Origin of the sequence: Actinomadura sp. NAK00032, assembly GCF_013364275.1 — a bacterium.
Classification (GTDB): domain Bacteria; phylum Actinomycetota; class Actinomycetes; order Streptosporangiales; family Streptosporangiaceae; genus Spirillospora.
This window is the reverse complement of sequence record NZ_CP054932.1, coordinates 4,345,581-4,365,597: the sequence shown is the minus strand read 5'-3', so window position 1 is coordinate 4,365,597 and position 20,017 is coordinate 4,345,581. Positions and strand designations below refer to the sequence as shown.

At 75.7% G+C, this 20,017-nt stretch carries 18 protein-coding genes; 3 read left to right on the top strand and 15 right to left on the bottom strand.

What is annotated here, in order from left to right; translation table 11 throughout:
* Positions 1-97 precede the first annotated feature (97 nt).
* The 3 genes from HUT06_RS20255 to HUT06_RS20245 form a co-directional block, all read right to left on the bottom strand.
* Positions 98-1,795: a thiamine pyrophosphate-binding protein gene (locus HUT06_RS20255; RefSeq protein WP_176197174.1), complete on the bottom strand. Its 1,698-nt coding sequence runs from the start codon at positions 1,793-1,795 to the stop codon at positions 98-100.
* Entirely contained in the window at positions 1,792-2,565 is a 774-nt protein-coding gene (locus HUT06_RS20250) for a cyclase family protein (RefSeq protein WP_176197173.1), read from the bottom strand. The genes HUT06_RS20255 and HUT06_RS20250 overlap by 4 nt, the downstream gene beginning before the upstream one ends.
* A gap of 109 nt (positions 2,566-2,674) precedes the next feature.
* A complete protein-coding gene (locus tag HUT06_RS20245) occupies positions 2,675-3,118 on the bottom strand; it encodes a nuclear transport factor 2 family protein (protein ID WP_254715289.1) in 444 nt (147 codons plus the stop codon).
* A gap of 157 nt (positions 3,119-3,275) precedes the next feature.
* Between HUT06_RS20245 and HUT06_RS20240 the strand changes: the two genes are divergently transcribed.
* A complete protein-coding gene (locus tag HUT06_RS20240; RefSeq protein ID WP_176197171.1) occupies positions 3,276-4,133 on the top strand; it encodes a siderophore-interacting protein in 858 nt (285 codons plus the stop codon).
* An 11-nt stretch (positions 4,134-4,144) separates the two neighbouring features.
* Here the strand turns inward: HUT06_RS20240 and HUT06_RS20235 are convergent, their stop codons facing one another.
* Positions 4,145-5,521, bottom strand: coding sequence for an AarF/ABC1/UbiB kinase family protein (locus HUT06_RS20235; protein ID WP_176197170.1), 1,377 nt, complete (start codon positions 5,519-5,521; stop codon positions 4,145-4,147).
* Between the two features lie 91 nt (positions 5,522-5,612).
* A complete protein-coding gene (locus HUT06_RS20230; RefSeq protein WP_176197169.1) occupies positions 5,613-6,299 on the bottom strand; it encodes a QsdR family transcriptional regulator in 687 nt (228 codons plus the stop codon).
* A gap of 93 nt (positions 6,300-6,392) precedes the next feature.
* On the opposite strand from HUT06_RS20230, the gene HUT06_RS20225 reads away from it, so the two are divergent.
* Both HUT06_RS20225 and cphA read left to right on the top strand, forming a co-directional pair.
* Entirely contained in the window at positions 6,393-7,229 is an 837-nt protein-coding gene (locus tag HUT06_RS20225) for a cyanophycinase (protein ID WP_176197168.1), read from the top strand.
* A gap of 3 nt (positions 7,230-7,232) precedes the next feature.
* Entirely contained in the window at positions 7,233-9,896 is a 2,664-nt protein-coding gene (gene cphA, locus HUT06_RS20220) for a cyanophycin synthetase (RefSeq protein WP_176197167.1), read from the top strand.
* Here the strand turns inward: cphA and HUT06_RS20215 are convergent.
* From HUT06_RS20215 to HUT06_RS20175, 10 genes are all read right to left on the bottom strand, one after another.
* Positions 9,893-10,702: a phosphatase PAP2 family protein gene (locus tag HUT06_RS20215; RefSeq protein ID WP_254715288.1), complete on the bottom strand. Its 810-nt coding sequence runs from the start codon at positions 10,700-10,702 to the stop codon at positions 9,893-9,895. The genes cphA and HUT06_RS20215 overlap by 4 nt on opposite strands.
* A 37-nt stretch (positions 10,703-10,739) precedes the next feature.
* Entirely contained in the window at positions 10,740-12,947 is a 2,208-nt protein-coding gene (locus HUT06_RS20210) for an MMPL family transporter (RefSeq protein ID WP_176197166.1), read from the bottom strand.
* 162 nt (positions 12,948-13,109) lie between these two features.
* Positions 13,110-14,267 (bottom strand): 4-hydroxybenzoate 3-monooxygenase, encoded by a 1,158-nt coding sequence (locus tag HUT06_RS20205; protein ID WP_176197165.1) that lies wholly within the window; start codon positions 14,265-14,267, stop codon positions 13,110-13,112.
* A 54-nt stretch (positions 14,268-14,321) separates the two neighbouring features.
* The gene (locus tag HUT06_RS20200; RefSeq protein WP_254715287.1) at positions 14,322-15,134 is read right to left on the bottom strand and encodes an IclR family transcriptional regulator; all 813 of its coding nucleotides are present in this window, start codon (positions 15,132-15,134) and stop codon (positions 14,322-14,324) included.
* Positions 15,135-15,187: 53 nt separating this feature from the next.
* The gene (gene pcaC / locus HUT06_RS45620) at positions 15,188-15,580 is read right to left on the bottom strand and encodes a 4-carboxymuconolactone decarboxylase (protein ID WP_368406979.1); all 393 of its coding nucleotides are present in this window, start codon (positions 15,578-15,580) and stop codon (positions 15,188-15,190) included.
* On the bottom strand, positions 15,577-16,365 hold the full coding sequence (gene pcaD / locus HUT06_RS44620; RefSeq protein ID WP_368406978.1) for a 3-oxoadipate enol-lactonase: 789 nt from the start codon (positions 16,363-16,365) through the stop codon (positions 15,577-15,579). The genes pcaC and pcaD overlap by 4 nt, the downstream gene beginning before the upstream one ends.
* Complete coding sequence (gene pcaB, locus HUT06_RS20190) at positions 16,362-17,561, bottom strand: 3-carboxy-cis,cis-muconate cycloisomerase (RefSeq protein ID WP_176197164.1); 1,200 nt, start codon at positions 17,559-17,561, stop codon at positions 16,362-16,364. The genes pcaD and pcaB overlap by 4 nt, the downstream gene beginning before the upstream one ends.
* The gene (gene pcaG, locus HUT06_RS20185) at positions 17,551-18,117 is read right to left on the bottom strand and encodes a protocatechuate 3,4-dioxygenase subunit alpha (protein ID WP_176197163.1); all 567 of its coding nucleotides are present in this window, start codon (positions 18,115-18,117) and stop codon (positions 17,551-17,553) included. Before pcaG ends, pcaB begins: the two co-directional genes overlap by 11 nt.
* On the bottom strand, positions 18,117-18,821 hold the full coding sequence (gene pcaH / locus HUT06_RS20180; RefSeq protein ID WP_176197162.1) for a protocatechuate 3,4-dioxygenase subunit beta: 705 nt from the start codon (positions 18,819-18,821) through the stop codon (positions 18,117-18,119). Before pcaH ends, pcaG begins: the two co-directional genes overlap by 1 nt.
* 104 nt (positions 18,822-18,925) lie before the next feature.
* Entirely contained in the window at positions 18,926-19,903 is a 978-nt protein-coding gene (locus tag HUT06_RS20175) for a sigma-70 family RNA polymerase sigma factor (RefSeq protein ID WP_176197161.1), read from the bottom strand.
* Positions 19,904-20,017: the final 114 nt, after the last annotated feature.

Below are 20,017 nucleotides of genomic sequence, written 5' to 3'. Positions count from 1 at the left end.
GCTCCCCCCACGGCGATGCCGGCGCGCCGCGCCGTTCCGCGCACACGCTCATGATCGTGATGGCGGGATGTTTCCCAGCGAGAGCGTCCCTACACGGTCAGTGACCGCGAAATGCCTCCGCCAGCCACCAGGAGGGGCGGTCGCGGGTGACCTTGGCGTCCACGACCATCGGCCGGTCCCGCGGGCCGGCCAGCCAGTCCGCCACGGCGGCCAGGTCGTCGCGGCACCGGACGGTCGCCGCCGCGCAGCCGAAGCCGCGGCCGATGGCGGCGAGGTCCGCCGGCGGGAACGTGACGGTGTCCAGCGGGTGCCCCTCGGGGCCGAAGTGGTGCACCTCGGCGCCGTAGGCCTCGTCGTCGTAGACGACCACGAGCAGGTCCAGCCCGAGCCGGACGGCGGTCTCCAGCTCCGCGACCGACATCAGCGCGCCGCCGTCGCCGAGGGCGGCGACGGTGAGCCGGTCGGGGCGGGCCACCGCGGCGCCGACCGCCGTGGCGAGGCCGAGCCCGACCGACTGGAACGCCTGGGTGAACACCAGCCCGTCGGCGTCGGGGACGTCCAGGAACATCGCCGGGTAGCCCATGAAGTTGCCCGAGTCGACGGCGACGGTGCGCTCGCGGGGCAGCATGCCGTCGAGCGCGATCGTCAGCGTCCGGGGGTCGATGCGGGGCCGGCCGTCGTCCTCGGCGTCGGGGTGCTCCTCGTACGGGACGTCCTGCCAGCGGCCCTCGCGGGCGAGCCGCTCCCCCACCTCGGGCGTGCGGTAGCCGGTGGCCCGGTGGCCGCGCGCCGCCAGCGCGGCGAGCACGGCCCGCGCCGTCTCGGCGGCGTCGCCGATCAGCCCGAGGTCGACCGGGCGGTGCGCGCCGAGGGCGCGCGCGTCGAGGTCGACCTGCACGACGGTCGCGCCCGGGGCGATGAGCGCGCCGTGCCGCGTCGTCCACATGGTCAGCGAGCAGCCCCAGCCGACGACCAGGTCGGCGCCGCCGATCAGCTCGGCGGCGGCCGGGGTGGCGAACCCGCCGCTGACGTCCAGCGCGAACGGGTCGCCGGCGAACAGGCCGCGCGCGACGGCCGACGTCGCGGGCAGCGCGCCGCAGCGGGCGGCCAGCTCGGCGAGCGGCTCGCCGGCGGCGGACAGCCGGGCGCCGCGCCCCGCGATGAACACCGGGCGGCGCGCCGCCCGCAGCGCGTCGGCGAGCCGGGCGACCGCCGCCGGCGGCGGCACCGGCAGCGGCGGCACCTGGGACGGCCGCGGCCGGTACCCGGCGGGCGGCGCGCCGGACCGGCGCCCCGCCCCGTCCGGGAGCTCGGCGCCCTGCACGTCCAGCGGCAGGCCCAGCAGCACGGTGCGGCGCTCGGCGACCGCCGTCCGGCAGGCGCGCGCCACGTCGTCGAGCGCGGTCTGCGGCGAGTGGACCCGCTCGGGCACCGCCCCGACGGCCGCGGCGATCGCCGCCTGGTCGACCCGGAAGTTGGAGCGGACCGCGGCGGCGGCCACCTCGCCCGCGACGACCAGCAGCGGCGTGCGGCTCTTGGCGGCCTCGGCCATGCCGGTGACCGCGTTGGTGAGGCCGGGCCCCTGGTGGACGCTGACCACGCCGAGGCCGCCGCTCACCCGCGCGTACGCGTCCGCCATCGTCACCGCGCCGCCCTCGTGCCGGGCGGCGACGTACCGGGCGCCGTGCGCGGCCATCGCGTTGGTGACGTGGAAGTTGCCGCTGCCGGCGACCCCGAAGACGGTGCGGGCGCCGAGCCGCGCGAGGGCCTCCCCCACGGCCGCCGCGACGATCATCGCTCGATCAGCGCGAGGACGCGGGCGGGGCTGCCGGAGCCGCCCTCGATCGGCAGCGGCGCGGCGACGAGCACGGCCCCGCTGACCGGCAGCCGGGCGAGGTTCTGCAGCTGGGTGAGGCCGTACTTGCCGGCGCCGAGGAAGTAGGAGTGGCACGGGAACGGCGGGTCGAACCCGTGGGCGGCGCCCGCGTCGGTGCCGACGGTCTCGGTGCCGAGGCCGATCACGGGGGTCTCCTCGGCGAGCCACCGGGCGCACTCGGCGGAGATCCCCGGCGTGTGGGGGCCGTTCTCGTCGGCGTTGAGGAAGGCGCCCTGGTCGCCGGACCGGGCGTCCCAGCCCGTCCGGTACAGCAGCCAGCCGCCGTCCGGGAGCGGGCCGTTGGCCGCCTCCCACTCGCGGACGTGCTCGATCTCCAGCAGGAAGTCGGGGTCGGCTGCGGCGCGGTCGGACACGTCCAGCACCACGGCCGGGGCGACCAGGCGCGCGGGCGGGACCTGCGCGACGTCCTCGCCGTCGCGCCCGGTGGCCCAGTGCACGGGCGCGTCGAAGTGCGTGCCGACGTGCTCGCCGGTCTCGATGTCGTTCCAGTACCAGGCGGGGCCGCGGTCGTCGTAGCGGCTGATCTCCTTGAGCCGGAACGGCACGGTGTTGGCGAACGGCTCGGGCAGCTGGAGGATCGGCGTCCGCTCCGACAGCGGCGCGGTCAGGTCGACGATCTCCACCGAGCCGTCGGCGACGGCGGCGAGCAACTGGGCGAGCAGGGGCATCCGGTCCTCCGGCGGCACGGGTGGCTGAGGGGGTGCGCGAGGCCCCCCGAACGTACCGCAGATGGCCCCGCCCGGAGGGCCCGCCGCCCCAGGTCGGGGCGGCCGGCGGTCAGCCGTCCGCGAGCCAGGGGTAGCGGGCGGTGTCGGCGCCGGCGTAGTCGGGGTCGAGGTAGATGAACACCCGCTGGATCCGCCAGTCGCGGATCTCGAACACGTCGCACCACCGGCCGGCGCCCCACTCCGGGACGCCCGCCCGCCACGGCCCGTCCCGGTGCTCCCCGTGGCTGGTGCCCTCGCACACCAGCGTGTCGCCGCCGGAGAAGATCCAGTTGAACGACGCGTAGTGGTGCCGGATCGCCTTGATCGTCGCGCCGACGTCGCCGAACAGCCGGCCGATCTCGTCCCTGCCGGTGGCGAGGCCCCACTTCGGGAAGTACACCTGCGCGTCGCCCGCGAACAGGTCGAGCAGCGGCGCCCCGTCGGAGGTGACGCCGCCGTTGTCGAACCCCTTGAGGTACTCCAGCGCCACCGACTTGCGCTGCTCGTCCGTCATCGTCTGCCTGCTGAGCGCCAATGCCATCACCGTCCGCGTCGCCGGGGCCGCCCAGCCGACGGTAACCCGGCGCCGCGCCCGGGTTCGAGCTTCTGGAACAAAGTGGACAGCGGCACGGGTTAGGGTTACCTAAGTACCGCGGATCATCGGAGGACGCATGGCGACGGAACCGGCACGCGAACCGGCACGCAAGGGACGCACGCTCCACCGGGGGACGGTGCTGCGCACCGAGCGCCTCACCCCGCACATGATCCGCGTGGTCCTCGGCGGCGCCGGTCTCGCGGAGTTCGGCGCCGGGGAGTTCACCGACCACTACGTGAAGCTGCTGTTCCCGCGCCCGGGCGTCGCCTACCCCGAGCCGTTCGACATGGAGCGGGTGCGCGCCGAGCTGCCGCGCGAGCAGTGGCCCACGACCCGCACCTACACCGTCCGCGCGTGGGACGAGCGGGCGCGCGAGCTGACGATCGACTTCGTCCACCACGGCGACAAGGGCCTCGCCGGCCCGTGGGCGGCGGGCGCCCGGCCGGGCGACGAGATCATGTTCAACGGCCCCGGCGGCGCCTACGCGCCCCGTCCGGGGGCGGACTGGCACCTGCTCGCCGGCGACGAGAGCGCGCTGCCCGCGATCGCCGCGGCCCTCGAGCGCGTCCCGGACGGCGCCCCCGCCCGCGCCTTCATCGAGGTCGCCGGCCCCGAGGAGGAGCAGCCCCTGCGCGGCGCGGCGAACACCGAGGTCGTCTGGCTGCACCGCTGCGCCGGCGAGGTCGGCGAGCTGCTGGTCGAGGCCGTCCAGAAGCTCGACTTCCCGGACGGCGAGGTGCACGCGTTCGTGCACGGCGAGGCCGGCTTCGTCAAGACCCTGCGCCGCCACCTGCGCGTCGAGCGGGGCCTCCCCCTCGACCTGCTCTCCATCTCCGGCTACTGGCGCCGCGGCCGCGACGAGGACGGCTGGCAGTCGAGCAAGCGCGACTGGAACCGCCAGGTCGAGCAGGAGGAGGCCGAGGCCCTCGGCTGACCCGCCCGGGGTCAGGCGGTCGCCGGCGCCTGGTCGTCGAGGCCGGGGTCGTCGAGGTCCCCGGGGCCCTCATCGTCGGCGAAGCCCGGGAGCCACCGCTCGGCCTCCGCGCGGAAGGCGCCTTCGGCCTCCAGCTGGCACAGGACGCCGCCGCAGCCCGACAGGGCGCGGCTCACGGCCAGGTACTGCGGCGGCAGCCGGAACGCGCGGGCGAGCGCGCCGGGGCGCATGTCGGAGGCGAGGCCGAGGCCGCGGGCGGTCTGCTCGCGCAGCCACTCGCGGGAGTAGCGGAAGCGCTCCACCGCGAACGGCGCGGCGTGCGGGGCGACGAGGTCGGCGATCTCCTCCGGGTCGACCTCGGCGTCGGGGACGAGGAAGCCCTCCTCGCACAGCGCGTCGACGATCTCGTCGGGGTCGCCGAGGGTGCCGATGCGCAGCAGCCGCCCGATCGACCACTGCAGCTCGGCCGGGACGCGGGCGGCGCCGCCGAAGTCCAGCACGCCGAGGCGGCCGTCGTCCAGCAGCCGGAAGTTGCCGGGGTGCGGGTCGATGTGGATCATCTCGCAGCGGGCCGGGCCGGACAGCAGGAAGCGGAACAGCAGCAGCCCGGCGCGGTCGCGGCGGTCCTGGCCGCCCTCGGCGATGACCTTGGCGAGCGGGGTGCCGTCCAGCCACTCGGTGACCAGCACGTTCCCGGCCTGCGCGACGACGGCGGGGACGGCGAAGTCGGGGTCGCCGGCGTAGGCGTCGTGGAAGGCGGTCTGGGCGCGGGCCTCGTCGACGTAGTCGAGCTCCTTCTCCAGGCGGCGCTTCAGGTCGGCGACGACCGGCTTGACCTCGACGCCGGGGAACAGCGGGGTGAAGAGCCTGCTGAGCCGGGCGATCTGGTTGAAGTCGCTCATCAGGGCCTGCGCGGCGCCGGGGTACTGCACCTTGACCGCGACCGTGCGGCCGTCGTGCCAGACGGCCTTGTGGACCTGCCCGATGGACGCGGCGGCGGCCGGGCGGTCGTCGAACTCGGCGAACAGGTCGCGCCAGTCCTCGCCGAGGCCCTCGGCGAGGACCTTGTGCGTGGTGGCGGCGGGCATCGGCGGCGCCGACTCCTGGAGGCGGGTGAGGCTGGCGCGGAACGGGCCGGCGACCTCCTCGGGCAGCCCCGCCTCGAAGATCGACAGCAGCTGGCCGACCTTCATGGCGCCGCCCTTCAGCTCGCCGAGCACGGCGAACAGCTGCTCGGCGGTGCGGCGCTGGACCTCCAGCGCGACGGCCTCGGCGGGGCGGCCGAGGGTCCGCTTGCCGAACCCGAGGGCGGTGCGCCCGGCGAAGCCCAGCGGGAGGGTCGCCAGCTTGGCGGTGCGCGTCACCGCGCGGCGGGGGATGTCACTCACGGCCCGGCCGTCCCTTTTTCGACGATGCGTCCAATGCCTTAGCCTCTCATGGCGGACGAAGGCCACAAAGTGGTCAATCGCCGTCCATTGTTCAGCGTTCGGCGGGGCCCGGAGATTCCCGGCCGCCGGCCGCGGCCGCGCGGTCGCCGGCCTCCGGCGCGCGGTCGCCGTTCTCGGGCGCGCAGGGGCGCAGCAGCAGCTCGACGACCTCCAGGGCCCGGTCGATCTCCGGCCGGTTCCCGCCCAGGTAGTGGGCGTACATGAACGCGTCGGCGACCCGCACGATCGCCTGCGCGAGCGTGGCGGTGGGCAGCGGGACGCGCAGCGCGCCGCGGTCGGTCTCCGCCTGCAGCTCGCGCGCCAGCAGCTCGGCCGCGCGGTCCTCGATGGTGCCGGGCATGGTGGCCAGCCGGATGAACAGCCGCGGCTCGCGCTCGGTGAACGCCTTCAGCGGCGCCGCGTCCACGACCGCGCGCATGAAGCGCTCCAGCAGGGCGAGGATCCGCGGCGCGCCCGAGCCGCCGACGCCGCGCACCGCGTCGCGGTAGGTGCGCTCGGTCATCTCCGCGAGGACCGCGCCGAGCAGCTGCTCGCGGCCGCCGACCCACCGGTACAGGGTCGCGCGCCCGACGCCGAGCTCGGCCGCCAGCGCCGACATGTCGATCGGCTCGCCCCGCAGGTAGTGCGCGGACGCGGCGGCGAGCGCGGCGGCCGGCCCTGCCGCGGGCCCTGCCGCGGGCCGGGCGGGGACGTCCGGGGGAACGGGGCTGCCGCTCATCCGCACAGCATGGCACAGCGGCCCGGCCGGCCCGGCCGGGACTCCTCGCGATCGTGCGACTACCACACGTGATCAAAGGGTAGTCAGCTCAGTGTGAAGGTCAAACATGCAGGTGTCGGACGCAAGGGCCGGCTGCTGATCATCGGTGGGGCGGAGAACCGGACCTGCGGGGCCGGGCCGCTGGAGACGTTCGTCGAGCTGTCGGGGGCCGAGGACGCGCGGATCGTGGTCGTGACGACGGCGACGGAGGTGCCCGAGGAGGTCGCCGAGGAGTACACGGCGGTGTTCGGGCGGCTCGGCGTGTCGTCGGTCCGGGAGCTGCGGCTGCTCGGCCGCGCCGCAGCCGACGACGCGGCGACGCTGCGGGCGCTGGACAACGCGACCGGCGTGCTGTTCAGCGGCGGCGACCAGTCCCGGATCCGGACCCTGGTGGGGTCCAGGACCAACGAGCTGCTGAAGCGGCGGCTGGACCAGGAGGGCCTGGTCATCGCCGGGACGAGCGCGGGCGCGACCGCGATGGGGCATTGGATGATCCTGGGCGGGCACGGCCACGAGGTCGCCGCCTCCAGCGTGAAGGTCGGCCCGGGCCTCGCGCTGCTCGACAACGTGCTGATCGACATGCATTTCAACGAGCGCGGGCGGCTGCCGAGGCTGATGAGCGGCATCGCGCTCGACACCCGGCTGCTCGGCGTCGGGATCGACGAGGACACGGCGATCGTCGTGGGCGACGGCCAGTTCGAGGTCGTCGGGACCGGGGTGGTGACGGTCGTGGACGCCGGGCAGTCCACCATCGCCTACGCCGCCTCGGACGACGAGCCGATGGCGATGTTCGACGTGTCGCTGCACCTGCTGCCGGCCGGCTGCGCGTTCCAGATGAACGACAAGCTGCCCGCGATCGGCAACATGCGCGGCCCGGACGAGGAGGACTGAGCCGTGCGGCTCGATCATGTGCGCCGCCTGAGCGGCCCGAACACCTACCTGGCCCGCCCGGTCGCGATCGCGCGGCTGGACCTGCAGGGCCTGACCGGACACGAGACGACCGACCACCCCGGCTTCGCGGAGCGCCTCGTCGCGGCGCTGCCGGGCCTCGCCGGGCACCACTGCTCGGCGGGCCGCCCCGGCGGCCTGCTGGACGCGATGGCGCGCGGCACCTATTTCGGCCATGTCACCGAGCACGTCACGCTGGAGCTGTCCGGGCTCATCGGCCGCGAGGTGTTCTTCGGCCGCACCGTCCTCGCGGGCGGGCCGGGCGAGTACGAGGTGATCCTGGAGTGCCCGCGGGACGAGCCGGCCGGCAGCACCGTGGTGGAACGGCTGATCATGCTCGCCGTGCGGGCGGTGACCGGCGCGCTGGAGGGGCAGGTGCCGGACCTGTCCGCCGGCCTCGCCGAGGTCGCCGCCGCGCACGAGGCCGAGCGCCTCGGGGTGAGCACGGCGGCGCTGGCCCGCGCGGCGCGCGAGCGGGGCGTGCCGGTCCGCCGCGTCGAGGGCCTCAACCTGCTGCGGCTCGGGTACGGCCGGTACCGGCGGACGGTGTGGGCGGCGATGACCGACGCGACCTCCGCGATCGGGATGGAGGTCGCGGGCGACAAGCGGCTCGCGCACCGGGTGCTCGCCGACGCGGGCGTCCCCGTCCCGGAGGGGCGGGTCGCGGCGTCGCCGGCGGAGGCGCTGGCGGCGCTGCGCGGCATCGGCGGGCCGGTGGTCGTCAAGCCGCTCGCCGGGCACCAGGGCGAGAACGTCCACATCGAGCTGACCGAGCCGCCGGAGGTGGTGGCCGCGTTCGCGGCCGCCGCCGGGGAGGAGGGCGAGGTCCTCGTCGAGTCCTACATCCCGGGCAAGGACTACCGGGTCCTGGTGGTCGGCGGCCGGGTCGCGGCGGCGGCCGAGCTGACCGCCGCGCACCTGACCGGCGACGGGGAGGCCGCGGTCGCGGCGCTGGTGGAGCGGGTCAACGCCGACCCGGCGCGCGGCGAGGGCCACGACCGGCCGCTGACGCGGCTGGCGCTCGGCCCGACGGAGCTGGCGCTGCTGGCGCGGCAGGGGCACGGCCCCGACTCGGTGCCCGGCGACGGGGAGCGGGTGTGGCTGCGCCGCAACGCGAACCTGTCCACCGGCGGCACCAGCCGCGACGTGACCGGCGAGGTGCACGCGGAGGTCGCCGCCATGTGCGTGCGGGCCGCCGCGGCCGTCGGCATGGACGTGTGCGGCATCGACCTGCGGCTGCCCGACATCGCCTCCCCGGTGCCCGCCGAGCGCGGCGCGGCCGGGATCCTGGAGGTCAACGCCGCGCCGGGGCTGCGCATGCACCTGGCGCCGCACGAGGGCGCGGGGCGCGACGTCGCCGGCGACGTCATCGACCTGATGTACCCGGCGGGCACGCCGTCGCGGGTCCCGGTGGTGTCGGTGACGGGCACCAACGGCAAGACGACGACCGTCCGGATGATCGCGCACATGCTGGAGCTGGACGGCCGGCGGACCGGCATGACCAGCACCGAGGGCGTGCACGTGGGCGGGCGCCTGGTCCACCTGTCGGACGCGTCCGGGCCCCGCTCGGCGGAGATGGTGCTCGGCGACCGGTCGGTGGAGGCGGCCGTGCTGGAGACGGCGCGCGGCGGCATCGTCCGGCGCGGCCTCGGCTACGACCGCGCGGACGTCGCGGTCGTCACCAACGTGACCCGCGACCACCTCGGCATGGACGACACCGAGTCCGTGGCCGACCTGCTCGACATCAAGGCGCTGGTCGCCGAGGAGGTCCGGCGCGGCGGGCACGTGGTGCTGAACGCCGAGGACGAGCCGTCGGCGAGCCTGGCCGAGCGGCCCTCGGTGCGGCGCCGCGACCCGGTGCTGCGGTTCTTCGCGCTGTCGCCGGACGCGCCCGTCCTCGCCGCGCACCTGCGCGGCGGCGGCCTCGGCTACTACGTGGCCGACGGCTGGCTCACCGAGGCGCGCGGCGAGCGCCGCACCCGGATCCTGCCGGCCGCGGAGGTGGCGGGCGCGTTCGGCGGGCACGCCGCGCACGTGCTGGCGAACGCGCTGGCCGCGTCGGCCGCCGCGCGGGCCCTCGGCGTCGCGGTGGACGTGGTGGCGCGCGCGCTGCGCTCGTTCGACCCGCACACCCGCAACCCCGGCCGGGGCTGCGTGTACCGGGTCGGCGAGAACCCGGTCCTGGTCGACTACGCGCACAACCCGGCGGCGGTCGCCGCGATGGGCGCGTTCGTCGGGCGGCGCTGGGGCACCGGGGGCGTCGCCGCGGTCACGCTGCCGGGCGACCGGTCCGACGAGCTGGTCGGCGAGACGGCGCGGGCGCTCGCGGCGTCCTTCGGCCGCGTCGTCGTCTACGAGGACGAGGACCTGCGGGGCCGCCGCTCCGGCGAGATGACCCGGCTGATCGTCCAGGGGCTGCGCGAGGAGCGCCCGGACGTCCTGCACCATCCGGCGGGCGACCTGAAGGGGGCGCTGGCGTCCGCGCTGGACCTCGCCGCGCCGGGCGAGCCGGTGCTGCTGCTGTACGAGAAGCTGGAGCCGGTGACCGAGCTGCTGGAGACGCTGGACGCCGAGCCGGAGGGGGAACCGGAGGCGGACCCGGCGGGCTAGCCGGGCGCCGCGGCCCGTCCGGCGGCGGGCGGGCGCAGGAGCAGGACGCTGACCGCCAGCAGGGCGAGCACCACGATGCCGTCCAGCCAGTAGTGGTTGGCGGTGCCGACCACGACCGCGACCGTCACTGCGGGGTGCAGGAGCCACAGCCAGCGCCAGCGCGTCCGGGACGTGACGATGAGGCCGAGCGCGATGACGGCCGCCCATCCGATGTGCAGGGACGGCATCGCCGCGTACTGGTTGGCGACGGTGTCGGTCTGCGGCGGCCCGTACACGGCGGGGCCGAACCGCGCCGCGGTGTCGATGAGCCCGGTGGCGGGCAGCATCCGCGGCGGGGCCAGCGGGACGAGCAGGTGCAGGACGAGCGCGACGCCGGTCAGCGCGACCATGACCCGGCGGACCCACCGGTAGTGGGCGGGCCGCCGCAGGTAGACCCAGAGCAGGAAGGCGATCGCCGCCGGGAAGTGCACGTAGGCGTAGTAGCTGTTGGCCGCGTGCACGAGGAACTGGCTGTTCAGCAGGCCCTCCTGGACGCCGGTCTCGCTGGGCAGGCGCAGCAGGCGCTCCAGGTGCCACACCTCGCGGGCGTTGGCGAACGCCTCCCCGACCCGCCCGCTCGCCAGCAGCCGGCCGAGCTTGTAGACCGTGAACAGCAGCACGATCAGGACCAGCTCGCGGACGGCGTGGGGCCGCCCGCCCGGGCGCTCCCGGCCGGGCCGTCCCGCGTCGGGCGTGTTCCGACGTCCCGGCCGGCGCAGCCGCGTCAGGGCGCCGTCCGGCCGGGCCGGTCGGTCGAGGAGGCTCACATCGCTGTCCTTCTGTGGGGGTGGGGGACGGGCCGGTTCAGCTCCGCGAGGCCGCGGGCTCCCGCTCGCGGGCGCGCTCGCCGGGCTCGTCGAGCAGATGCCGAAGCCTCTCACCTTCGACGTCCACGTTGGGCAAGGCACGCGCGAGCCACCGGGGCAGCCACCAGGCGGCGCGGCCGGACAGCGCCATCACCGCGGGGACGAGCGTCATGCGGACCACGAAGGCGTCGAAGGCGACGCCGGCCGCGAGCGCGAACCCCATCATCTTGATCATCGACTCGGAGGAGGCGACGAACCCGGCGAACACCGCGATCATGATGACGGCGGCGGCGCCGACGACGCGGGCGCCGTGCCGGAACCCGGTGACGACGGCCTCGGTCGGGGCGGCGCCGTGCACGTGCTCCTCGCGCATCCGGGTGACGAGGAAGACCTGGTAGTCCATGGCGAGGCCGAACACGACCCCGATCAGGAAGATCGGCATCATGCTCATGATGGGCCCGGTCTCCTCGACGCCGAGCAGCCCGGCGAGCCAGCCCCACTGGAACACGGCGACGACCGCGCCGAAGGTCGCGGCGACGGTGAGCAGGAACCCGAGCGTCGCCTTCAGCGGCACGAGCAGCGACCGGAACACCAGGAGCAGCAGGATGAAGGCGAGTCCGACGACGACGGCGAGGTAGGGCGCGAGCGCCTGGCCGAGCTTGGCGGACACGTCGATCGCCATCGCCGTCTGCCCGGTCACCATGGCCCGGACGCCGGCGGCCTCGCCCCCGGCGCGGATGTCGGCGACGAGGTCCTCGGTCTGCGGCGTGCTGGGCCCGCTCTTGGGCACCACGCTGAGGACGGCGGTGTCGCCGGCGGCGTTCGCGACCGGCGGGGTCACCGCGGCGACGTCCGCCATGCGGCCGACCTCGCCGCCGAACCGCTGCGCGGCGGCCTGCGCCTGGCCGGCGTCCCCCCGCACGACGACCATCAGGGGCCCGTTGGAGCCGGGGCCGAAACCGTCGGCGATCAGGTCGTAGGCCTTGCGCTGGGTCGTGTCGGGCGCGGAGACCTCGTCGCCGGGCAGCCCGAGCCGCAGGTCCAGGGCGGGCGCGGCGATGACGCCGAGACCGGCGACGGCGGCGAGCAGCACCGGCAGCGGGCGGCGGACGACGAACCGGGCCCACCGCTCCCCCGCGGGCGCGCGGCCCTGGCCGGAGCGGTTCGCGCGGCGGCCGCCGCGCAGGCCGGGGAGCCGGCCGCCGAGCACCCGGCGGCCGGCGAGCCCGAGCAGCGCGGGCAGCAGGCTGAGCGCGATGAGGACGGCGACGACCACGGCGAACGCGGCGGCCAGGCCCATCTCGGTGAGCAGCGGGATGCCGACGACGGCGAGCCCGGCGAGGGCGATGACGACGGTCAGGCCGGCGAACACGACCGCGGACCCGGCGGTGCCGACGGCCCGGCCGGCGGCCTCCTCCCCGGACCGCCCCTCCTGCAGTTCGTGCCGGTAGCGCGAGACGATGAACAGGGCGTAGTCGATGGCGACCGCGAGGCCGAGCATGAGCGCGAGCGTCGAGGTCATGGAGCTCATCTCGAACAGCCCGGTGGCCGCGGTGATCGCCGCCATCGCGATGCCGACGCCGAGGAGCGCGTTCAGCAGCGGCAGCCCGGCGGCGACCAGCGACCCGAACGTGATGACCAGCACGACCGCGGCGACCGCGACGCCGATCACCTCGGCAGCGCTCTGCGCGGGCATGCCCTCGGTGGCGGTGCCGCCCATCTCGACCTGGAGCCCGGCGGCGCGGCCGGGACCGGCCGCCGCGGTGAGCGCGTCCCGCGCCTCGTCGGTCACCTCGATCGGCGACACCTCGTAGGTGACCTGGGCGTAGGCGATCCGGCCGTCCTTGGACACGGCGCCCGCCTGGTAGGGGTCGAGGACGGAGGCGACCTGCGGGGCGGTCTTCAGCCGGCCGACGACCTGCTCGACGGCGGCCTTGCCGGACGGCCCGGTGACCGTGGACCCGGCGGGCGCGGCGAACACGACCCGGGCGGTGGCGCCGTCCGCGGACGCCTGCGGCATCTTCTGCTCCAGCAGGTCGATCGCCTGCTGCGACTCGGTGCCGGGGATCGAGAAGTCGTTGGACGTCGGCCCCTTCAGCGCGGCCGCGCCCACACCGGCGAGGACGAGGAGCGCCGCCCACAGCAGGACCACGAGGCCGCGGCGGCGGAACGAGAACCGGCCCAGCCGGTACAGCAGCGTGGCCAAGGCATCCCCCAGTCGGTCGCGACGCGCGGACCACCCGCGACCCGTCCACGCTAAACCGAACTTGCCCAAGCGGCAAAATTTCAGGCACTGCCAATTCGCGTGATGTGCATCTCACTGCGCCGCGCGGGCACCGGAGTCCTCCGGTGGCGGGGAGCCGCCCGCCTAGAAGATGGGGAGGCCGGTGTAGTTCTCCGCCAGGGACGTCTTGGCCGCCTCCGACGACGCCACGTAGTCCAGGTGGGAGCGCTGGAGCCGCCGCTCGAAGTCGGTCGCCGCCGGGTCGACGTGCAGCAGCGTCGTCATCCAGTAGGAGAAGTGCTCGGCCCGCCAGACCCGCCGCAGGCACGCGTCCGAGTAGCCGTCCAGCAGCGTCTCCGACCCCGAGGCGTACCGCTCGGTCAGCGCCCGCGCCAGGACGATCACGTCCGAGACGGCCAGGTTGAGGCCCTTGGCGCCGGTCGGCGGGACGATGTGCCCGGCGTCGCCGGCGAGGAACAGCCGGTCGTGCCGCAGCGGCTCGGCCACGAAGCTGCGCATCGGCGTGACCGACTTGTCGGTGATCGGCCCCTCGTGCAGCTTCCAGCCGTCGTCGGTGGCGAACCGGACCGCCAGCTCGTCCCAGATCCGGGCGTCGGACCACGCGGCGATGTCCTCGTCCGGGCCGACCTGGAGGTACAGCCGGCTGACCTGCGGCGAGCGCAGGCTGTGCAGCGCGAAGCCGCGGTCGTGGTTGGCGTAGATCAGCTCCTCGGTGGACGGCGGGACGTCGGCGAGGATGCCGAGCCAGGCGAACGGGTACTCGCGCGAGAACGTCCGCAGGCCCGGCACCGCCGGGCGGCTGACGCCGTGGAACCCGTCGCAGCCCGCGATGTAGTCGCAGTCCAGCGTGCGCGTCTCGCCGCCGCTGCGGAACGTCACGCTCGGCGCGGACGCGTCCAGGGCCACGACCTCGGTCTCGAACCGCACGTCGCCGCCGTCCGCCAGCCGCCGGGCCACCAGGTCCTTGACGATCTCGGTCTGCGCGTACACGGTGACCGTCCGGCCGGTGAGGTCGGTCAGCGGGACGCGGTGCCCGGCGCCGCCGAACCGCAGCTCCAGCCCGTGGTGGACGAGCCCCTCCCGGTCGAGCCGGTCGCCGGCGCCGCTCTCGCGCAGCACGTCGGTCGTGCCCTGCTCCAGCATCCCGGCGCGCTGCCGGTGCTCCACGTAGTCGCGGTCCCGGCTCTCCAGCACCACCGACTCGATCCCCCGCAGATGGAGCAGGTGCGACAGCAGCAGTCCGGCGGGGCCGCCGCCGATGATCGCGACCTGGGTACGCATCGAGCCTCCTCGTCGTCGGTTCACCCGGCGATGCTGGCGCGCATCGCCGCTGGTTCAAGCCCCGGTCTTCCGCTCAGCGGAAAACAGGTCGGGATCGCCGCCCCAGTGCGCGGCCACGTCCCGGGACAGGGCGCGCGCCGCCGTCGTCAGCGGCGGCAGCAGCCGCCGCAGGTCGGCGCTGCGCGTGGCCGACACCAGCGACAGCGCCGCGACCACCTCGCCCGCCGCGTCCCGCACCGGCGCGCCGACCGACGAGGCGCCGAGCGTCATCTCGTCGCGGGTGAGCGCGTACCCGGAGCGGCGGACCTGCTCCAGGGCGCGCCGCAGCTCCCCGGCGGCGGTGATGGAGCGCGCCGCGTGCCGGGCCAGCTCCCCGGCGAGGACCTTCTCCCGGACCTCCGGCGGCGCGTAGGCCAGCAGCACCTTGCCCACGCCCGTGGTGTGCAGCGGCAGCATCGCGCCGACCTGCGTGACCACCGGCACCGAGCGGGTACCGCGCAGCCGCTCGACGATCAGCACGCGGTCGTCGCGCAGCACGCCGAGCTGCACGTTGTCGTGGGTGGCCTCGTACAGGTCCTCCATGTGGGGCAGGGCCAGCTCGCGCAGCCCCGTGACGGCCGGGGCCTGGCTGCCGATGCGCCACAGCCGGGTGCCGATGCGGTACGTGCCGTCCGGGACCCGCTCCAGGAACCCGCCGCCGACCAGTTCCCCGACGAGCCGGTGCCCGGTCGCGAGCGGCAGCCCGGAGCGGCGGCAGATCTCGCTCAGGTTGAGCCGGACTCCGCCCTGGGCGAAGGCGTTCAGGATCGCCATCACCTTGCCGGCCACGCTCACCGGCCGCGCGCGCTCCGCTCCGTCGCCCGCCACCTGCCACCTCCCGCGCGGCCCGCCCTCCGGGCCGGCCGCCCGGAACCCGCCCGTCACTCCCCTTCGTCGAGGACCCGCTGGGCGACGGCGAAGGCCGAGTTCGCCGCCGGTACCCCACAATAGATCGCCGTCTGCAGGAGCACCTCTTCGATCTCCTCGTGCGTCAGCCCGTTGCGGACGGCGGCGCGGACGTGCATGGCCAGCTCGTCCAGGTGGCCGCCGGCGACCATGGCGGTGAGCGTGATGCAGCTGCGGGTCTTGCGGTCCAGGCCGGGGCGGCTCCAGATCTCCCCCCAGGCGTACCGGGTGATCATGTCCTGGAAGCCGGCGGTGAACGCGTTCTTGCGGGCCTCGGCGCGGTCGACGTGCGCGTCCCCGAGCACCTCTCTGCGCGTCCGCATGCCCTGCGCGTGCCGCTCCCCGTCGGTCATGCGCTCCCCGCTCATCCGTCCTGCCCCTTCCATGTGCGCGCCAGGTGCGCGGTGATCTCGTCGGTGACCTCGGCCGGGCGTTCGACGTTCGCCAGGTGGCCGGCGCCGTCCAGGACGGCCAGCCGTGCGCCGGGGATGCCCGCGGCCAGCCGGTCGGCGTGGCCCGCCGGCGGTGTGGGGCCGTCCTGCGCTCCGGCGATCACCAGGGTCGGCGCGGAGACCGCGCCGAGCCGCGCGGTGGCGTCGAATCCGGCGAGGGCGTCGCAGCAGGCGGCGTAGCCCTCGGCGTCGGTCGCGCGGAGCATCGCCACGTAGGGCTCCGCGCCGGAGAAGGCCGGGGTGAACCAGCGCGCCGCCGCCGAGCCGGCCACCGGGCCGACCCCTTCGCGGCGGACGAGCGCGGCCCGGTCCCGCCACGGCCCCGGGTCGCCGAAGCGCGCGGACGTGCAGCACAGGACCAGGCTCGCGACGCGGCCGGGGGCGCGCAGCGCGAGCGCGGTGCCGACCGCGCCGCCGAGCGACACCCCGGCGTAGGCGGCCCGCTCGGCGCCGAGCGCGTCCAGGAGGGCGAGGACCCCGCCGGCGAGGTCGTCGACGGTGAACGGGCCGTCCGGGACGGGGGCGCCGCCGTGGCCGGGCAGGTCGTAGCGCAGCACCCGCCACGCGCGGGTGAGCGCGGGCAGCTGCGGGAGCCACAGGTCCATGGTGGTGCCGAGGGACGGGCCGAGGACGACGAGCGGCGCGTCCTCCGGGCCGTCCAAGCGGTACCGGGGGAGCAGGCGGTCCTGGGGGGCGGTCACGGGCGGCTCCTCCGGTAGGCGTCGAGGGCCCGGCCGACGAGCGCGGCGGCGTTCCCGGTGCCGGGGTCGCCGCCGAGCACGTCGAGCAGGCCGTCCAGGTCGGCGCGCATCCGCTCGGGGGACACCTCCAGACCCTCCAGCAGCTCGGCGGCGGTCTCGGCGGCGCCGCCGGTGAGGCGCAGGCACTCGCGCAGCGGCTGCCACTCGGCGTGCCACTCCCCCGCCGGCCGCTCGTGCGGCGCGGCCTGCGCGGCGAGGACCACCTGGGCCTGCGCCGGCACCTGCAGCGCGGCCGAGCGGACCAGGGCCGACAGCGCGGGGTTGCGCTTGTGCGGCATCGAGGACGAGCCGCCCCTCCCGGCGCCCGCGGCCTCGGCGGCCTCGCCGACCTCGCTCTGCGACAGCAGCCACACGTCGGTGGCGATCTTGCCGAGCGCGCCCGCGGCGACCGCCAGCGCCGAGGCGAGCCCCGCGACCGGCGCCCGGCGGGTGTGCCACGGCAGCACCGGGCACGCGAGCCCGGTCTCCTCGGCGTAGGCGGCGACCAGGTCGAAGGCCTGCCCGCCGAAGGCGTCGAGCGTCCCGGCGGGGCCGCCGAGCTGGACGGGCAGCGGCGCGGCGGCCAGCCCCTCGCGGGCCTCCAGGCAGCCGAGCAGCCAGTTCGCGGCCTTGGCGCCGAACGTGGTCGGCAGCGCCTGCCGGCCGAGCGTGCGGGCCGCCATCGGGGTGTCGCGGTACCGCGCGGCGAGCCCGGCCAGGGCGTCCAGCGCCCGGTCGAGATCGGCGAGGACGGCGCGCCGGGCCCGGGCCGCGACGAGCATCGCGCCGGTGTCGGCGATGTCCTGGCTGGTGGCGCCCTTGTGCACGTGCTCGCCTGCGGGCCCGGCGAGGTCGCGCAGGTCGGCGACCAGCGGCACCACGGGGTTGCCGGAGCCGCGCGCCCGGCGGGCGATCGCGACGAGGTCGAACCGGCCGGGGTCGGCGGCCGCGGTGATCGCCGCGGCGGCCGCCGCGGGGACGATGCCGAGGCGGGCCTGCGCGCGGGCCAGCGCCGCCTCGGCGTCCAGCATCGCGGTCAGGTAGGCGAGGTCGCTCGTCGCGGCCTCCGCCGCCGTCCCGGCCCGGACGGGCGACAGCAGCCCCGCGTCCGGGGCCGCTCCCCGGTCGGCAGAAGGCGGCCGTTCGTCAGAAGGCAAGGAAGACCGTCTCCCCTTCCCCTTGCAGCCGGACGTCGAAGCGGTACTCCCGCTCGCCCTCGCGCGCGGCGACGAGCGTGCCGCGCCGCTCCGCCGGGACCTGCGCGAGCAGCGGGTCGCCGGCGTGGGCGGCCTCGTCCTCGGGGAAGTACAGCCGGGTGAAGACGGGCTTCAGCAGGCCGCGGGCGAACACCAGCACGGCGATGTAGGGGGCGCCGCCCCCGGCCGCGCCGGGCTTGAGGGTGCTGAACCAGTAGCCGCCGGCGGCGTCGGTGCCGCAGCGGCCGAAGCCGGAGAAACCGTGCCCGGCCCGGACCAGCCCGCCGGGGGCGCGCGGGACCGCGCCGTCGGCGTCCGGCTGCCAGATCTCCAGCAGCGCGTCCGGCACCGGCTCACCGGCGCCGTCCAGCACCCGGCCGCGCACCGTGATCGCGTCCGGCCGCCACGGCGGCACGACCTCCGGACCGCCCGCGTACGGCAGCGCGTAGCCGAAGAACGGCCCGACGGTCTGGGACGGAGTGGTGAGGGGCGCGGTGGTGAGAGGCGGCGTGCTCATCAGGCCTCCATCGGGGTGTCGCCGAGGACGATGTCCCACTGGTAGCCGAGCGCCCACTCCGGCGTGGTGGTGTCCATGTCGAACCGGGAGATCAGCTTCTCCCGGTCCCGCTCGTCCGGAATCGACTGGAAGATCGGGTCGTAGCCGAACAGCGGGTCGCCGGGGAAGTACATCTGGGTGACGAGCCGCTGGGTGAACGCCGTCCCGAACACCGAGAAGTGGATGTGCGCGGGCCGCCAGGCGTTGTGGTGGTTGCCCCACGGGTAGGCGCCCGGCTTGATCGTGACGAACCGGTAGCGGCCGTCGCCGCCCGTGAGGCAGCGCCCGGCGCCGGTGAAGTTCGGGTCGAGCGGCGCCGGGTGGATGTCGCCGAGGTGGTGGTAGCGGCCGGCCGCGTTGGCCTGCCAGATCTCCACCAGCGCGCCCCGCACCGGGCGGCCGGCGCCGTCCAGGACGCGGCCGGTCACGACGATGCGCTGGCCCTGCGGCTCCCCGGAGTGCTGGACGGTGAGGTCCTCGTCCAGCCGGCCGAGCTCCTGGTGGCCGAAGACCGGCGAGGTCAGCTCGACGCTGTCCGGACCGAGCTTCGGCATGATCAGTTCCTGTGCCGGGGCGCGGAGCACGGTGCTCTTGTAGCCCGGGTACAGGTACGGCGGGTGCGGCGAGCGCTCCTCCCCGCCTCCGCCGGTCTCTGCGCGGTCCATAGGCCTCCCCTTCCCACGTCGCGGACACCGTGCACCCACCCTGGCAGCCCGTGCCGGGTGCGCCGGAACGGGGTTTCCGTCCAATGGAAACGGGGCCGGGCCGCTCAGAGGTGCTCGGCCAGCCCGAACAGGGGGAACAGGCTCGTGTCGAAGAACACCGAGGCGTGCGCGACGCCGTCCGCGGTGACGCTCAGCACCTGCAGCTGGTAGGCGCGGTGGACGCCGTCCTCGGCGCGCTTGTAGAGGCCGAACGCGGGCTGCCCGTTCGCGGCGGCCGGGACCATCCGGATGTCGCCCGGACCGGGCGCGCACTGGGCGGCGATGAGCCGCACCACGGTCTCGGCGCCGACGAACCACTCGGGGAACGGCGGCATCTCCCAGACGACGTCCTTCTTGAACAGCTCGATGAGCCCGGCGATGTCGGCGTCCTCGAAGGCCTTGGCGTACCGCTCCAGCAGCTCCCGCTGGGCGGGGTCGGTCGGCTCGACCAGCTCGTCGCGCATCGGCGCGTCCTGCTCCAGCTGGGCCCGCGCCCGCTGCAGCGCGCTGTTGACCGCCGCCGTGGAGGTGCCGAGCAGCTCGGCGACCTCGGCCGCCCGCCACTTCAGCACGTCCCGCAGGATCAGCACGACCCGCTGCTTGGCGGGCAGGTGCTGCAGCGCCGCGACGAACGCCAGCCGGGTGCTCTCGCGGGCCGCGACGATCGTGGCCGGGTCGGCGGCGTCCGCGCCGAGGACCGCGTCGGGCGCGGGCTCCAGCCACGGCACCTCGGGCGAGGCGACCACGGGCCGCTCCGGCTCCTCGCTCGGCGCGCCCAGCCCCGACGGCATGGGCCGCCTGCCGCGCTGGTCGATCGCCGTGAGGCACACGTTGGTGGCGATCCGGTACAGCCACGTCCGCAGCGACGACCGGCCCTCGAAGTCGCCGTAGGACCGCCACGCCCGCAGGTAGGTCTCCTGGACGAGGTCCTCGGCGTCGTGGATGGAGCCCAGCATCCGGTAGCAGTGCGCGAGCAGCTCCCGCCGGTACGGGTCGGCGAGCTGCTGGAAGTCGCGGTCTGACTCGATCGTGGTGTTCGCCATGGTGATGGTCACCTTCGCGTTCGGCGGCATCGCTCGGACGGCGCGGCCGGACGGCCCCGTCTCCGGCGACCGTAGGCGACCCCACCGACAGAACGCGTGCAACGCCTTCATCCT

Bases quoted from the DNA above. Each gene is read 5' to 3' on its own strand.
- HUT06_RS20255 (WP_176197174.1), bottom strand. From the start codon at position 1,795: ATGATCGTCGCGGCGGCCGTGGGGGAGGCCCTCGCGCGGCTCGGCGCC.
- HUT06_RS20250 (WP_176197173.1), bottom strand. From the start codon at position 2,565: ATGCCCCTGCTCGCCCAGTTGCTCGCCGCCGTCGCCGACGGCTCGGTG.
- HUT06_RS20245 (WP_254715289.1), bottom strand. From the start codon at position 3,118: ATGACGGACGAGCAGCGCAAGTCGGTGGCGCTGGAGTACCTCAAGGGG.
- HUT06_RS20240 (WP_176197171.1), top strand. From the start codon at position 3,276: ATGGCGACGGAACCGGCACGCGAACCGGCACGCAAGGGACGCACGCTC.
- HUT06_RS20230 (WP_176197169.1), bottom strand. From the start codon at position 6,299: ATGAGCGGCAGCCCCGTTCCCCCGGACGTCCCCGCCCGGCCCGCGGCA.
- HUT06_RS20205 (WP_176197165.1), bottom strand. From the start codon at position 14,267: ATGCGTACCCAGGTCGCGATCATCGGCGGCGGCCCCGCCGGACTGCTG.
- pcaC (WP_368406979.1), bottom strand. From the start codon at position 15,580: ATGAGCGGGGAGCGCATGACCGACGGGGAGCGGCACGCGCAGGGCATG.
- pcaG (WP_176197163.1), bottom strand. From the start codon at position 18,117: ATGAGCACGCCGCCTCTCACCACCGCGCCCCTCACCACTCCGTCCCAG.
- pcaH (WP_176197162.1), bottom strand. From the start codon at position 18,821: ATGGACCGCGCAGAGACCGGCGGAGGCGGGGAGGAGCGCTCGCCGCAC.
- HUT06_RS20175 (WP_176197161.1), bottom strand. From the start codon at position 19,903: ATGGCGAACACCACGATCGAGTCAGACCGCGACTTCCAGCAGCTCGCC.